Genomic DNA, 14,876 nt, shown 5'->3' with positions numbered 1-14,876 from the left:
CATAACAACAAAGAGGTGGCAACATGAAAGGTCGAACGCATTTAACAATCGGGTTAGGAATAGGAGCAGTGGCATCTGTCAGCCAAGCACCTGAAATGATCCCTATTGTTATAGGTGCATCAGCAGTGGCTTCCCTTGCTCCCGATTTAGATGGAAATAATCTATTAAATAAGCATGTAACGAAGACGGCTAAACAAATAAAAAAGGGCGGACAATTTGTCGGAGGGGCATTGATGGTTCTGTCCTTGGCCTCCTACTTAAACTTTCTGCCTTTTCTGAATGATGAATGGTTTACTCAACAGAATAACCTGCTGTTTTTAGGATTGGGGGCAATTATTATTGCATTGTCCATGAAAAGCCAGGAAACGCTGAAAAATATACTAATGAGCGTTTTAAGTTTAATCCTTCTGTACTATGCGTTTACGGAAGAGCTATGGTGGCTCTTTATGTTTGCTGTATACATTGGGGCAGCAGGATGGTTACCGCACAGAGGGCTGACACATACGATTTGGGCAGTGGCTTATTGGGCTTATATGTCTTATCTGTTGCAAGGGAGTACTGAAGCAGACAATTTGGCTATTATTTCAACAATGGCTTATCTTTCACATATTCTAGGAGATATGATGACGAAAAAAGGAGTGAAATTTTTATATCCGCTTGCGAATAAAGTATTCAAAATACGATTATAGCAAATTTATGGGAAGGACTTTCAACAGATTAAACTAAGTGGAAGAAGGTCTTTTCTAAATGATTTAGTTTATTTAACAAATATAGGTTCAGTAGTATTAAAAAAGAATACAGAAGCAGATGAAAATATGCTGAAAGCCGACCTTAGCCGATTATCGTCAAAAGATAACAAAACGCTTCCTCAGTCGTGGGGAAGCGTTTTGTTATGCTGACTAAAAGCTAATAACCGAACTTACTTAAAATAAACGAGTAGCCTTCCGCAAGTTCACGCAGCTGGTTGAAGCGACCTGATGCGCCAAAGTGGCCAGCACCCATATTTGTTTTTAAAACAAGTGTATTGTCATCTGTTTTTAATTCGCGCAGGCGAGCTACCCATTTCGCTGGCTCCCAATAACCGACACGCGGATCATTTAAACCTGTCGTTATATACATATGAGGGTACGGCTTTGCTTCTACATTGTCATACGGGCTATAAGATTTCATGTAGAAGTAATCGTCTTCGTTTTGCGGGTTACCCCATTCATCCCATTCTAAAGTCGTTAATGGAATTGTATCGTCCAGCATCGTCGTTACAATATCGACAAACGGTACTTCTGGAACAATAACTTTAAAACGGTCTCCTGCCAAATTTGCTACGGCACCGACCAGCAAACCACCGGCACTCCCGCCACGAGCTGCAATGAGTTCGGTTGTTGTAAAACCTTGATTGATTAAATGATTCGCAGCATCAATAAAGTCCGTAAAGCTATTGCGCTTTTTCTGCATCTTTCCGTTAAAATACCAGGTGCGTCCCAGCTCTGAACCACCACGCACTTGGGCAATCGCCATGATTACACCTTTATCAAGCACAGGAAGACGGTAAGCGCTAAAAAAAGGATCGCTACTATAACCATATGAGCCATAAGCATTTAAGATAAGTGGTGCCGGACCATTGCCGAGCGCATCCTTTTTATAATGAAGGAGTATCGGAACGTTGACACCGTCAGCTGCTGTTGCCCAAACTTGCTGCTGAACATATTGCTCGCGGTCGTACTGTCCTGTAACGGGTGCCTCTTGCAAAACTTCCTTTTCACCTGAATCAATATCGATACGAATTGTCGTTTTCGGCGTTAAAAATGATTGATACTGCACTAAAATTTCCGTAGCTTCAAAGTCTTGGTCCGGAACTAGTGACACCGAATAAATGTCTTCCTCCCATTCTAGCTGAATAAGGGCATCACCTTCGACACGCCAAACTTGTTCTAATCCATTTTGCCGTCCCGTTACATATACATGGCGTTTAAAAGGATAAATCTTTTCGATAAACCGTTTCTCGTCATACGGAACCATCGCCGTACGCTCATTGAAGTTTTCCAATGAACAGCGAAGCAATGTGAAGTTCAATGCATTTTCATTCGTTAATAGTACAAGTTCATTTTCCCAATGCTCTAGATCATATTCAATACCTTCGCGACGACCTTCGAATAACTGCGGAGCTGATAATGGCTCATCTGCATCAATGATTCGCACTTCCGATGTCGTCGTTGATTGTGAAACGATGAAAATAAAGCGGGCACTTTTAGATTTATCAATATATAAATTAAACGTTACGTCTGTTTCTTCAAATAGAAGCACATCCGCTGTATAGTCAGTACCTATTTCATGACGCCAAACTTGATATGGCCGCTGTAATTCATTCAGCTTTACATAAAAGATATAGTGTCCGCAGCTACTCCATTCAACACTACTGTAAATATAAACATTTGGAACTGTATCTTCTAACAACTTATCTGTATTCAAATCTTTCACAAATAACATATAGCTGTCTGTGCCGTCGCGATTTTCTAAATAGGCGATATAACGGTGATCTTTAGAATAACGCTGCACGGTAACACTTAAATAGTCCTCCCCATTAGCCAGTGCATTTTCATCTAAAGTAATTTCTTCATCAGAAGATGCCAGTTCTGAGCGATTTTTTGCACGTTTACGAGCGAAAATTGGATATTGTTTTTCTTTTTCTAATCGGTAGTAATAATAGTATGGCCCTCTTTGAATAGGTACCTGACTTTCTGCAGAGGGAACGCGTGCCACCATTGCTTCGTATAATTCCGATGTCAAACTTTCCAAAGGTTTCATTACCTCATCATAATAGTGGTTTTCCTGCTCTAAATAAGAAATGACTTCTGGATTGGATTTATCTTTCAACCAATAGTATTCATCATGACGAACATCCCCATGTAATTTAAACGTATGAGGTATTTGCTTTGCAATTAGCTTATTCAAATTCAATTCTCCTTTCTCTATCACACTATAATTTCGATATGTTTGTTTATAATCCTCCATTTTTTAACAGTAATTATATGTCTAATTGTGTTAAATAAATATTTATAAAACAAATGTTATGTTGCTTTGACCGCTGATAAAAGAGTGTAATCGCTTTAAACTGAATAGAAAACACTAAAAAGTAGCACAAGCCAACTAAACTGTTTAGGCTACTTTTTTAAAATTAATAATGCTAAAAGAATATTAAGTGGCAATCGCTATACAAAAAGTAAAATTTCCAATATTCTTAAAATACTATACATTTCGAGGTGAGGTTATTGAAAGCAATAAGAATAAACCAATTTGGTACATCAGAAAATTTAGTAGTCGAGCAAACCGAAATACATATGCCAGCTGAAAATGAAGTAAGAATAAATCTTTATGCGGCGGGCGTGAATCCAAGTGATGTTTATACGTCGACCGGTACATATGCGATTAAACCTGATCTGCCATATACACCCGGTCTAGATGGAGCGGGGATTGTCGAACAGGTTGGCGAACAAGTGACAAATATAAAAGCGGGTGATCGTGTATTTATCGCAAGCTTGCCTAGCGGGAAAAGTAGCGGGACGATTGCGGAAAAAGTCATCTGTGAAAGCCGTTTTGTGCATTCGCTACCTGACCATATTTCTTTTGAACAAGGGGCAGCATTGGGGATTCCTGCATTGACCGCATACCGGGCTTTAGTAAGCAAGGCAAATGTAAAACCGGGGCAAACCGTTCTCATACATGGAGCTAGTGGCGCTGTAGGCTTGCAAGCTGTTCAAATAGCAAAAGCATTAGGTGCGAAAGTGATCGGTACAGCAAGCAAGGAAGCAGGTAAACAGCTTGTAAAAGAAGCGGGCGCGGATGTTGTGCTTGATCATATTACAGAACAAACGGTATATGCAGTACTTAATGCAACGGATGGAAAAGGGCCGGATGTGATTATAGAATTTTTGGCAAACGCTAATTTGCAGACGGATTTGCAAATGATCGCAAAGCAAGGCGTGATTGTAGTAGTAGGGAATCGGGGAGAGATTGATATTAACCCTCGTCTCATTATGCAAAAAGAATGTGATGTTCGCGGGATGGTATTGTTCAATGTAACTGTAGAAGAGCATGAGCAATTGATAAGCGATGTGGCACAGCTATTGGAAAATAAGCTGCTTAAACCGGTGATTGGCCATAGCTATCCTTTAGAACAAGCGGGTAAAGCATTTGATGCTGTTATAAACGGAGAGCATAACGGGAAAGTCGTTGTAAAAATACAGTAATAAACTTTAGGAGCAAGTGCAGAATTTCATTGTAAAGGAGCGGCCTGAACGGCATGTGGGCGGAAAATAAGCGGAGTTTTTCCGCTTATTTATGGATTGGAGCCCGTTTCAGGGGAAATAAGGGGAATTTTTCCGTCTATTTATAGAAAACGCCCCCTTTTCCGCATTTTTCTGGTCAATAGGCGGAATTTCTCCGTCTATTTGAGCCATTATTTCTTTTATTTTCGAAATAAGGGGAATTTCTCCGCTTATTTATCGTATCGATCAGTTAAGTGCAGAATTTCATTGGAAAAGAGCGGCCTGTATTCCAACCGGTTTCGGCAGTTCGGTCCGGAGATTCTCGCTTTCATGGAGAAAGCGGAACACATTTATGGCGAACAGTCGTATAGGCTATTTACATTTGCACAATTATCGATACATATTCAACTTCAGGACTAGGCTAGTATCTGGTCCTTTTTATTTTGCAATACAGTTAGATTTTAATGTGAAATTTCCCGCTTAATAAAAATGGCATAAGCTGGAATGCGCTATTTGTTATACAGTAAAGATTGAATGGCAGCGGAAATGGAGCTAGAGCGTCAACTCTCCAGCTCCATTAAATTCTCTTTCAAATATCGAATGAACCGATGCTCGCCCTCATCGGTTTTTCTTGTGCAAATAAACAAACTTTGGTTGATATTTGCCTGTTCCACAAAAACTCGGGCAAGACGACCTTGTACTAATAAATCCTTCACGCTGCATGAGGGGACAAGTGCCATTCCGTATCCTGCTTCAACTACTTTTATCGATTCAAGCAAGCCCTGCATTTGCATCCCGAATTTAGGCAGCGGGCAATTATGGGAATAAAAAATCGCCTCCAGTAAATCAAGTGTTGAACTGCCTCGTTCCCTGTAAATAAAGTCGTGCTCGCTTAACTTATAAATCGATACGTCCTTATTCGCTAAAGGATGAGCCGGATGTACAACAAACCAAAATGGGACATCGAGTATTTTTTCGAACTGCAAATCTTCATGACCGGTGTTGCTTTGCACGACAAAGCCAAAATCGGCTTCATAAGCAAGGACGCGGCGCTCAACAGACTGCACATTTCCTAACGACATATATATATCGACGTTTGGATTTTCCAGTTTATAACCCCCAATTACTGGCGGCAAAATATAATTCGTCGGAATATATGATGCAGCAATTTGCACTGTCTTTTTCCTTTCTAAAAATACTTTGAATTTTTCATCAATCTGTTCTTCCAAATGAAATAACCGCTGTCCTTGCTCATAAAGAAATTCCCCTTCAGATGTAAGCTGGATACCTCTGCCTTTGCCTGTAATCAATTTGACCCCCGTCTCGCGCTCGAGCTTTCGGATCTGTGCTGTGACGGCCGGCTGACTAATATGCAGCAAGTTCGCTGCTTCGGTTATACTCCCCAGTTTTGCGACATTCGTAAAAATGCGCAGCGTATGCAAATTCATTTTTTCACCCCAATCATAATTATAACTTATGAATAAACAAAAATTATGTATTTGATATACGAATAATATAGCAGTATTTTAAATGGAAGGGGGGGATTTGCTTGGAAAACCTGCTATTGGAATGGCTTTCGATCGATGGATTTTTATTGTTTAGTATCGGCATATTTGCAGCCATTATCGGGGTTATGTTTGGGGCAGCAGGATTCGTATTGCTGCCTGCTTTACTAATGGTTGGCATACCTATTCATGCGACGGTAGCAGTAAACAAATTTGCGACGGGCGTATCTTCTCTTACGACGGTCCTTGTTCTTGTATTAAAAAAGAAAGTGCAGCTAAAACAAATGCTTCTGCTCATGCTGGTTGCTGGACTTGGGGGGATTAGCGGTGCATTTTTAGCGACTAGAATGTCCGAAATGATGATGAATATTGTAGCTTGTATTGTGCTTATTGCAATGTTTATCTTTGTTTTAAAAAGGAATGCGGCTGTGGCAGTGAATGATCAGGAAAAGGGTGATTCCCATGACGGCGAACAACGAAGGAAAATGATAGCCCCATTTTTTATCGGAATCTACGATGGGGGATTTGGCCCGGGATCGGCGCTTTTAAACATAACGTACTTTTTAAAGAATCGGTTTAGCTACATAAAGGCTGCTGAAATGACCCGTTTTATGATGTTTGCAAGTTGTATGAGCGCCTTTTTATTTTATTTTTTCTATGGCATTGTCGATTGGGGCATTGCGGTTCCAGTAACGGTCGGCTCAATTGCAGGCTCACATATCGGATTGAAAATCATTCCTTATTTAAAAGGGAAATGGATTCAAATGCTGCTCCCGGTTATCTTTTTCCTGTTAATTGTTCAAGTTGTTTTTGATTTGCTGTTCTAGTAATTTAAATGGAAATTAATGGAGTGGTAATTGTCGGTACAGGAGGGAGGGGATTAGGGAAACAACTCGTAGGAGTGTTTTATTGAGTAGTTCTTTATTATTTGGAAATTTACTATAGTAGTTTAAATTTTTTTCTACAACAAATATAGCCCCGGTCTAGTGTTACAGTTAGAGCGGTGTGAAAAAATTTTTATAAAGAAGACCACATATTCTATATAAACTGCGCCCTATCGCTGAATAATCGTAAAACCTTCTTATCTGGAGTAAACAACTTTACTACTAGCATATTGATGGATCGATTAAGATTATAGCAAGGAAATTTGGATATTTGTGTTATTATATTGTTTGTTTTGATTTTTTTAATATTATAGTCAGCAATATTTAATATGATTGTCTAAAAGCATGTGTACAATAGAGGAGCAGATAAATGGGATTTAAAGAAGAGTTTAAACGGGAAATGCGCAATGTCCAAAATGATGTTGCGAAAGAAGTGGAAAAATACTGGGCCATTGATTTTAAAGGACATAAAATCGAAATCATCAATGAAATGCTGGAGGAAGTTGTAAAAGTTGATGGGCAAATTATCGCGCAGCATGTCCGTAAATCGATTTGGTCGCATATCATTCCTTTTTCAACGTTAAAAGGAATATTCCAATCGAGCGATGGAAAAACGCATAAAGTGGTCGTTAAAATCGGGGGCTTTATGAAATTGAATGTGACGGTGAAAGTAGATGGGAAACAGCTGCTGCAGGATTCGATGACAATTCAGTTTTTGCCATGGTCGAATAAAGACTGTATTGTCCCTTCTATCGAACAGCAATTTCATCAGCATCACCATCTCGTTTCGAAAGATTTGCCGGACGATGATTTTTTATATGATGAGCACCATCTAAAATTGGCGCCTGGTTTTTCGGATCAGCTGCATTCAGAACAAGTGTCGCCGTTCTATACGAAAAAGCTCGTTAAATTATTTTTGGAGCAAGCGGCAAATCCAAATGACCGGACTCGAAAAGTAACATACGAAAAAATAAAAGATGAAAAGGTCATTAGTTATTTTCATGAGTTTCTGGAGATGTTCTCTGAAGCCGATAAAGACGAAAGCCGTGTGAAGGAAGAGGCGATTTGGCTGCTTGAACATGCGGCTCACCGGGAAGTCGTGAAATTTGCTCTTCTTGTTTTAGGTACGGGAAAATGCGAGGAACAAAAAGAGCGATTAAAAATCATCGCCCTCCATGAAGAATTCACGGGAGTCGCCCTATTTGCGCTGACGAACGGTACGGCAAACAGCAATGAAGCGGTATGGCATATTGCTAAAAATGTAGAGGGCTGGGGAAAATTAGAAGCACTAAACTTTTTGGATGCTTCGCGTGAAGAGATCCGTCAATGGGTATTGCTTGAAGGGCTGAAAGATACAGTACCCGGGAATGCCTCTGCCTTAATTTGTGCAGATAAAGGGAAGCTGGACATTGAACTTCATGAGCCTGCGATTTCCGGAAAAATATTCGAGGGCGCAGGAACAATAATTTTAGCATTATTATATGAAGGCTCCTATCAAACAATGGATGATTACGAATATGCTGGTCAAGCATTAATGCGCTATACATACCATGCAAAAACACATTGCCAGTCGCTTCGGCAGTTTTATATATTGACGCAAATCCATGAATATTTACAGGTCGATGAAGAGACATGGGAAGAACGCTTTTCCGCAAACTGGAAACCTCATGAAAAACGTGCGGTTGAAGACAATATTGGGGAAATTGCCGAAAATCCGGTATGGCTGAAGCAAGCGATGGAAACGCTGCAAAACAGTGAAGAGAATGATGACTATGCATTGCCGGCAGCACAGTTTTATGGAGCGGATATAACAAATATATTATTCGAAAAAATAAATAACGACCCGTTAAATTATAAATATTATATGTCATTATTTGCACTTAACGATGCCCAAATTATCGGAGAGCTTATTGAAATAACGAATTCCTTCGGTGATTTCAATGACCTGACAGATGAGCAAAAAATGGTTGTGCTAATACTTGTTGAAGAACTGGATAATTATGATGGGGCAGGATTGGAGTTTTTGGAAAAATGCCTGCAAACATCAGATGCTCAATTGCAATATATTACGATGCAAACATTGTTTGAATATAATAAAATGCATTGGCAAGGAACAGAAATTGAATTACTTGCTCAGCGCTATGCAAAAGAATCAAAGGATAAAGATGTAAAGGAACTCGCAAAACAGTTATTAGCCTAAATTTCTATGTTGCAATTGGTAAATTCAGGTGTTAGTATAATGACAATTCATATTTAGGCTTTGACAAGGAAGAGTAAGTAAGAAGCGTTTACAAGAGAGCTTTTGTTGGTGGAAATAAAGCAAATCAATCTTACTGAATATGACCTTAGAGCTTCGTACCGAAAAGCAAGTAGGCTACGACGAGGTTGGCACTCGTTACAACAGCAGCAGTATGAACACGTACTGATTAAGGCAAATGGTGTGAGCTATTTGTAAATTTAGGTGGTAACACGGATTTTTTTCGTCCTAATCGTTTTTTCGATTAGGGCTTTTTTTTATTTTGAGGGGAGTGGAAAACATGGCAGTTTTGATTGGCGGTGCTTGGCCATATGCAAATGGATCATTGCACTTAGGACATATTGCAGCTTTATTACCGGGAGATATTTTAGCAAGATATTATCGTATGAAAGGGGAGGAAGTCTTATACGTTTCGGGAAGTGATTGTAATGGAACCCCGATCTCCATACGCGCAAATCAGGAAAATACAACTGTAAAAGAGATTGCCGACCGGTACCACAATGAATTTGCCGATTGTTTTAAAAAACTGGACTTTACGTATGATTTATATACGCGCACAGATTCTGTTCATCATCATCAATCAGTGCAAAAAATCTTCTTGAAATTGCTTGAAAACGGTCATTTATATACAAAAAAAATAGAGCAGGCATATTGCGTCCATGATAAACAATTTTTGCCTGACCGATTTGTTGAAGGGATATGTCCAAATTGTGGGGCAAAAGCACGAGGTGACCAATGCGACAAATGTTCCGCAATATTGGATCCGCTTGATTTACATGATAAAAGATGCAAAATATGCGGAAATCCACCGGAAATCCGCAAAACAGAACATTTTTATTTTGCGTTCAGTAAGTTTCAGAAACAGCTCGAACAATTTGTGGAAAACGCAGATTTGAATAACAATTGGCGGGATAATGCCATTCAGCTGACAAAGCGCTATTTAGCAGAAGGAGTACCGGATCGGGCGGTTACAAGAGATTTGCCGAATGGAATCGATGTTCCTGTCAAAGGGTTTGAAGGGAAGAAAATTTATGTTTGGATCGAAGCGGTGGCAGGCTATTTAACAGCAAGTTTAGCATGGGGCGAGCAGCATGAATTAGATGTCGCGAAATGGTGGAGCGGGGATACGAAATCTTATTATATTCACGGAAAAGACAATATCCCTTTCCATACAGTTATTTGGCCAGCGATTTTACTTGGCATCAATAATGGGGGTTTGCCAAAACATGTTATTTCGAATGAATACTTAACTTTAGAAAAACAGAAATTGTCCACAAGCCAAAATTGGGCAGTTTGGGTGCCGCAATTTTTGGAAAGATATCATCCGGATTCACTGCGTTATTTTTTAACGATTAATGCGCCGGAAACGAGAGATGCGGATTTTTCATGGCGCGAATTTGTATATAGTCACAATAGTGAACTATTAGGGGCATTTGCGAATTTTGTAAATCGCACATTGAAGTTTATTGAAAAATCGTTTGATAGCACTGTTCCGGAAGCTGTTGTTGATGAACAGATCAAAATGCGTGTGGACAATATATATATAGAAGCAGGGGAATCAATTGAAAAAGGTCAATGTAAAAATGCACTGGATATGATTTTTGAATTTATACGTTCTGCAAACCGTTATTTTGATGAACAGCAGCCTTGGATTACCATTCATGAAAAAAGAGAGAAATGCGCAGAAACATTAGTGACTTGTACTTTTATTATCCAAAATCTAAGCCAGCTATTACAGCCATTTATACCATTTGGATGTGAAGAAATCCAAAAAATGCTGCGCATAAAAGAAAACCGGTGGACGACAATCTATAAATTGCCAACACGGTTAGCGGCAATCACCCCGCTTTACGATCGGATTGATGTAAAGCAGATCGATGTGGAGCTCGAAAAATTACAGACAAATCAAAAGGTTAAAAGCAATGGATGAAAAAATGGCGCGGAATAGTGAAAAGGTGCTGCTCTTTTATAATTAATAGCTTCTCTAAACGGGATTCCTAAATAAACTATTTGTCTGACACAACATTGCCTTTATACGTTGTGCCAAGACCTGCAATAAATTGATGAAGCTTTCTTTTGCCATACCCGCTAGGTCTTGATACTAAAAAATTTTCCCTTGCTTAGTTAGCGAATTTGGAATGTTCAAAGCGATTGCTTGTTCAGTTTACAATGAGATAATTATTAAAAGATTGAATATTTATTATATGTTCCATCCCCATGATCTTCCTCATCTATTAAAACTTAAGGTATATAAATGGCATGAAATTATGCTATTTATATGCCTTTATTTGTTGGGACAGTTTATTTATTGTGCTGGAATTATTACAGATTACAATTGCACGGGATACAGCCATACTATGTTACAGCGGCGCAAAAATTATTACAGACAAATCTCTTAAAATCGCAACAGAGCAAAATCAGTGTCATTGTTGTTAACTTTTCGGAAAAATAGGGTATGTAAATAGAGTATTTCGTTCAATAGGCTGCGAAGTATAATAATTCATTTAGAAAAGGAATGAGCAGTATGTTACATATCGAAAACTTACGAAAGGTATACAGGGGCGGGAAAGTGGCAGTCGATAATTTAACGCTCGATATTCAAAAAGGAGAGTTTATTGCATTTATAGGAACGAGCGGCAGTGGTAAAACGACAGCCCTTCGTATGCTTAATCGCATGGTCGAGCCTACAAGCGGAACGATTTCAATCAACGGGAAAGAGATTACTAAGCTGAATCCTGTCACACTTAGGAGAAGTATAGGCTATGTCATTCAGCAAATTGGTTTAATGCCGCATATGACGATACGGGAAAATATCACAATTGTGCCACGGCTGCTTCAGTGGTCAAAAGAAAAGCGCGACGAAACCGCAAAGTATCTTTTATCATTAGTCAATTTACCGGAAACGTATTTGGATTATTATCCATCTCAGCTTTCCGGCGGGCAGCAGCAGCGTATCGGTGTTATACGCGCACTTGCAGCAGAACAGGATATTATTTTGATGGATGAGCCGTTCGGTGCACTTGATCCCATTACACGTGATACATTACAGGACTTAATTAAAGAGCTTCAAAAGACGCTGGATAAAACCATTATTTTTGTCACGCATGATATGGATGAGGCAATTAAGCTTGCAGATCGCATAGCTGTCATGCATGAGGGAAAACTTGTGCAGTTTGATACACCCGACAATATTTTAGCGAATCCGGCCAATGACTTTGTAAAAGAATTCATCGGTTCACATCGATTAATTCAGCAAAAACCGAATGTGAAAACGGTAGATGAAGTGATGATTAAACCGATTTCCATCACGATTGAGCGCAGTTTGGATGAGGCGATTCGACTAATGGTAAAATCACGCGTTGATACACTGTTTGTAACAGATGGCCAAAATCGATTACTCGGTTTTTTAACAGTCGAAAGTTTAACAGGGAATGCACGCACGAAAAAAAGTGTTTCCGAAGTTTATAATCGGGACGTAATTTTTATGAAGACGGGTTCCAAACTGCAGGAAACAGTACGCCGTATTCTAAATCTGAACCTGAGTAATATTCCGGTCGTCGATGAACAGCACCGTCTCATTGGTCTCATTACACGCGCAAACATAGTTGATATTGTTTACGATACTATTTGGGGCGAAGAGGAACAGGAGCTGGTGGATGCATGATGAGTTTTTTTACGGAAAATAGTGCCGACATTTTACTTAAAACATGGGAGCACTTCTACATATCATTTAGCGCTTTATTATTAGGAATCGTCATTGCTGTTCCTTTAGGGATATTGTTATCGAAAACGAAAACAATTGCAAAAATCGTCCTGACGGCTACGAGTGTTCTGCAGACCGTCCCTTCACTTGCTCTGCTGGCGATTATGATTCCTTTTTTAGGTGTCGGAAAAGTACCCGCAATTGTTGCATTATGCATCTATTCTTTATTACCTATATTGAACAATACGTTTATCGGGATGCGTTCGGTTAACCAAAATATTAAAGCGGCAGGTACAGCGATGGGCATGACCCCGATGCAATCGATGCGAATGGTTGAATTACCGCTTGCCATGCCAATCATCATGTCGGGAATCCGCTTGTCTGCAGTGTATGTTATTTCCTGGGCAACATTGGCATCTTATATTGGTGCTGGCGGATTAGGCGATTTTATTTTCAATGGTCTTAATTTGTATAAAACAGAGCTTATTGTAGGAGGGGTAGTGTTAGTAACTGTTTTAGCCCTGCTGGTGGACTTCCTGCTAAGTCGTTTTGAACACTTCATGATTCCAAAAGGGCTTCGTATGCAAGGAGGTCGAACATCATGAGAAAGTTGTTGGTGATTCTACTTGTCGCAACTTTTTTAAGCGCCTGTAACAATGAAACTAACGATAAAATCCGCATTGGTTCGGTCGTAACAACCGAGAGTCAGATTATCGCATATATTGTGAAAGGGATGCTTGAACATTACACTGATGAAGAAGTGGTTCTAATAAATAATTTAGGCTCTTCCGTTGTGCTGCACCAGGCGATGCTGAATGGCGATGTAAATATTTCAGCGGTGCGCTATACAGGAACGGATTTAACCGGAACGCTTAAACAAGAGCCGATAAGCGATCCGCAAAAAGCTTTGAAGAATGTCCAGCGAATATTTCAGGATGAGTTTAAAATGACGTTCTTTGATTCATATGGCTTTAATAATACGTATGCTTTTATGGTTACACAGGAAACAGCGAATAAATACGGTCTTGAGACAATCAGTGATTTGAAGGAAATAGCCTCAGAATTGAAGGTTGGGGTTGATACGTCCTGGATGAACCGTGAAGGCGATGGTTATAAGGCTTTCGGAGAAACATATGGCTTCGAATTTGGGCGTGTTTTCCCGATGCAGATCGGTCTTGTTTATAATGCTGTTTCACAGAATGAAGTGGATGTCGTACTTGGCTATACAACTGACGGTCGTATTTCTTCATATGATTTAGTTATTTTGGAGGACGATCTTCAATTTTTCCCGCCGTATGATGCTTCGCCATTTGCAGACACAGAATTATTGGAGGAAAAGCCCGAGGTTAAAAAAGCTCTAAAACTACTCGTTGGCAAAATTTCAACGGAAGAGATGCAGCGTCTGAACTTTTTGGCTGACAATAATCTAATTGAGCCAGCTATTGTAGCAGATGAGTTTTTAAAGGAGAACAATTATTTTTCTGGAGGTAACACACCATGACGGATATGACACAGCTCTCGATTGTTGAACAATTTTTCTTCTATATGAGGGAAAATGGTTATTATGTATTTTCACAGTTTACCGGGCATTTTTTACTTTCCATTTATGGTGTATTGCTTGCTTGTGCTGCAGGGATTCCGGTAGGGGTTTGGATTTCAAAATTCCCGAAATTTTCCGGACCGGTCATTACGCTCGCCAATATTATTCAAACGATTCCGGCGCTCGCATTAATGGCTATGATTATGCTCGTACTAGGTCTAGGGAAATCAACAGTTATTGTGACGGTATTTTTTTATTCTCTTTTGCCTATTGTTAAAAACACGTATGTCGGCATTAAGAATATTGATCGAAGCTTGACTGACGCTGGACGCGGCATGGGGATGACAAAGCTTCAAATCCTGTATATTGTCGAGCTGCCTCTAAGCCTGTCTGTTATTATAACAGGCATACGCATTGCGCTTGTCGTTGCGATCGGCATTGTCGCAATCGGTGCGTTTATCGGTGCAGGCGGACTTGGCGATATTATTATTCGCGGAACAAACGCAACAAGCGGAACGGCTATTATTTTAGCAGGAGCGCTTCCAACCGCTTTAATGGCCATTTTGGCAGACGTTTTACTGTTATGGCTGGGAAATCGACTTAATCGAACGAAAAGGAAAAAAATAAAAATCGCGGCTTGAAATTATATTTTAATAGCAATTAAAACGAGCTGGGCAAATCGAAAAAACCAATTTTCTTCTTTAAGGAAAATTGGTTTTTTCTGT

11 protein-coding genes and 1 other annotated feature are annotated in these 14,876 nt (G+C 39.6%); of the genes, 9 read left to right on the top strand and 2 right to left on the bottom strand.

The window, feature by feature from the left end; all coding sequences use genetic code 11:
• Nucleotides 1-23 precede the first annotated feature (23 nt).
• Nucleotides 24-689 (top strand): metal-dependent hydrolase, encoded by a 666-nt coding sequence (locus ACTHOQ_RS00575; RefSeq protein WP_440493710.1) that lies wholly within the window; start codon nucleotides 24-26, stop codon nucleotides 687-689.
• A 217-nt stretch (nucleotides 690-906) separates the two neighbouring features.
• Here ACTHOQ_RS00575 and ACTHOQ_RS00570 read toward each other — a convergent pair whose 3' ends face one another.
• Nucleotides 907-2,949, bottom strand: coding sequence for a S9 family peptidase (locus tag ACTHOQ_RS00570; protein WP_440493709.1), 2,043 nt, complete (start codon nucleotides 2,947-2,949; stop codon nucleotides 907-909).
• A 317-nt stretch (nucleotides 2,950-3,266) separates the two neighbouring features.
• Between ACTHOQ_RS00570 and ACTHOQ_RS00565 the strand changes: the two genes are divergently transcribed.
• A complete protein-coding gene (locus tag ACTHOQ_RS00565) occupies nucleotides 3,267-4,244 on the top strand; it encodes an NADPH:quinone reductase (protein ID WP_440493708.1) in 978 nt (325 codons plus the stop codon).
• A 578-nt stretch (nucleotides 4,245-4,822) separates the two neighbouring features.
• Here the strand turns inward: ACTHOQ_RS00565 and ACTHOQ_RS00560 are convergent.
• Nucleotides 4,823-5,710: a LysR family transcriptional regulator gene (locus ACTHOQ_RS00560; RefSeq protein WP_440493707.1), complete on the bottom strand. Its 888-nt coding sequence runs from the start codon at nucleotides 5,708-5,710 to the stop codon at nucleotides 4,823-4,825.
• A gap of 101 nt (nucleotides 5,711-5,811) precedes the next feature.
• Between ACTHOQ_RS00560 and ACTHOQ_RS00555 the strand changes: the two genes are divergently transcribed.
• The 7 genes from ACTHOQ_RS00555 to ACTHOQ_RS00525 all read left to right on the top strand — a co-directional run bounded on the left by ACTHOQ_RS00555 (nucleotide 5,812) and on the right by ACTHOQ_RS00525 (nucleotide 14,792).
• Nucleotides 5,812-6,594 carry a sulfite exporter TauE/SafE family protein gene (locus ACTHOQ_RS00555; protein ID WP_440493706.1) on the top strand — a complete coding sequence of 261 codons (783 nt, stop codon included), beginning with the start codon at nucleotides 5,812-5,814 and terminating at the stop codon, nucleotides 6,592-6,594.
• Between the two features lie 427 nt (nucleotides 6,595-7,021).
• Entirely contained in the window at nucleotides 7,022-8,851 is a 1,830-nt protein-coding gene (locus tag ACTHOQ_RS00550) for a hypothetical protein (RefSeq protein WP_440493705.1), read from the top strand.
• A 51-nt stretch (nucleotides 8,852-8,902) separates the two neighbouring features.
• Nucleotides 8,903-9,142 (top strand) — a binding site (T-box leader).
• A gap of 46 nt (nucleotides 9,143-9,188) precedes the next feature.
• A complete protein-coding gene (metG, locus tag ACTHOQ_RS00545; protein ID WP_440493704.1) occupies nucleotides 9,189-10,838 on the top strand; it encodes a methionine--tRNA ligase in 1,650 nt (549 codons plus the stop codon).
• A 594-nt stretch (nucleotides 10,839-11,432) separates the two neighbouring features.
• Nucleotides 11,433-12,572, top strand: coding sequence for a betaine/proline/choline family ABC transporter ATP-binding protein (locus ACTHOQ_RS00540; protein ID WP_440493703.1), 1,140 nt, complete (start codon nucleotides 11,433-11,435; stop codon nucleotides 12,570-12,572).
• Nucleotides 12,569-13,216: an ABC transporter permease gene (locus ACTHOQ_RS00535; protein WP_440493702.1), complete on the top strand. Its 648-nt coding sequence runs from the start codon at nucleotides 12,569-12,571 to the stop codon at nucleotides 13,214-13,216. The genes ACTHOQ_RS00540 and ACTHOQ_RS00535 overlap by 4 nt, the downstream gene beginning before the upstream one ends.
• The gene (locus ACTHOQ_RS00530) at nucleotides 13,213-14,112 is read left to right on the top strand and encodes an osmoprotectant ABC transporter substrate-binding protein (protein ID WP_440493701.1); all 900 of its coding nucleotides are present in this window, start codon (nucleotides 13,213-13,215) and stop codon (nucleotides 14,110-14,112) included. The genes ACTHOQ_RS00535 and ACTHOQ_RS00530 overlap by 4 nt, the downstream gene beginning before the upstream one ends.
• Nucleotides 14,109-14,792: an ABC transporter permease gene (locus tag ACTHOQ_RS00525; protein ID WP_440493700.1), complete on the top strand. Its 684-nt coding sequence runs from the start codon at nucleotides 14,109-14,111 to the stop codon at nucleotides 14,790-14,792. The genes ACTHOQ_RS00530 and ACTHOQ_RS00525 overlap by 4 nt, the downstream gene beginning before the upstream one ends.
• The last annotated feature ends 84 nt before the right edge of the window (nucleotides 14,793-14,876 follow it).

This window comes from Solibacillus silvestris (assembly GCF_051967575.1).
Classification (GTDB): Bacteria; Bacillota; Bacilli; order Bacillales_A; family Planococcaceae; genus Solibacillus; species Solibacillus silvestris_B.
This window is presented reverse-complemented; position numbering and strand designations above follow the sequence as displayed.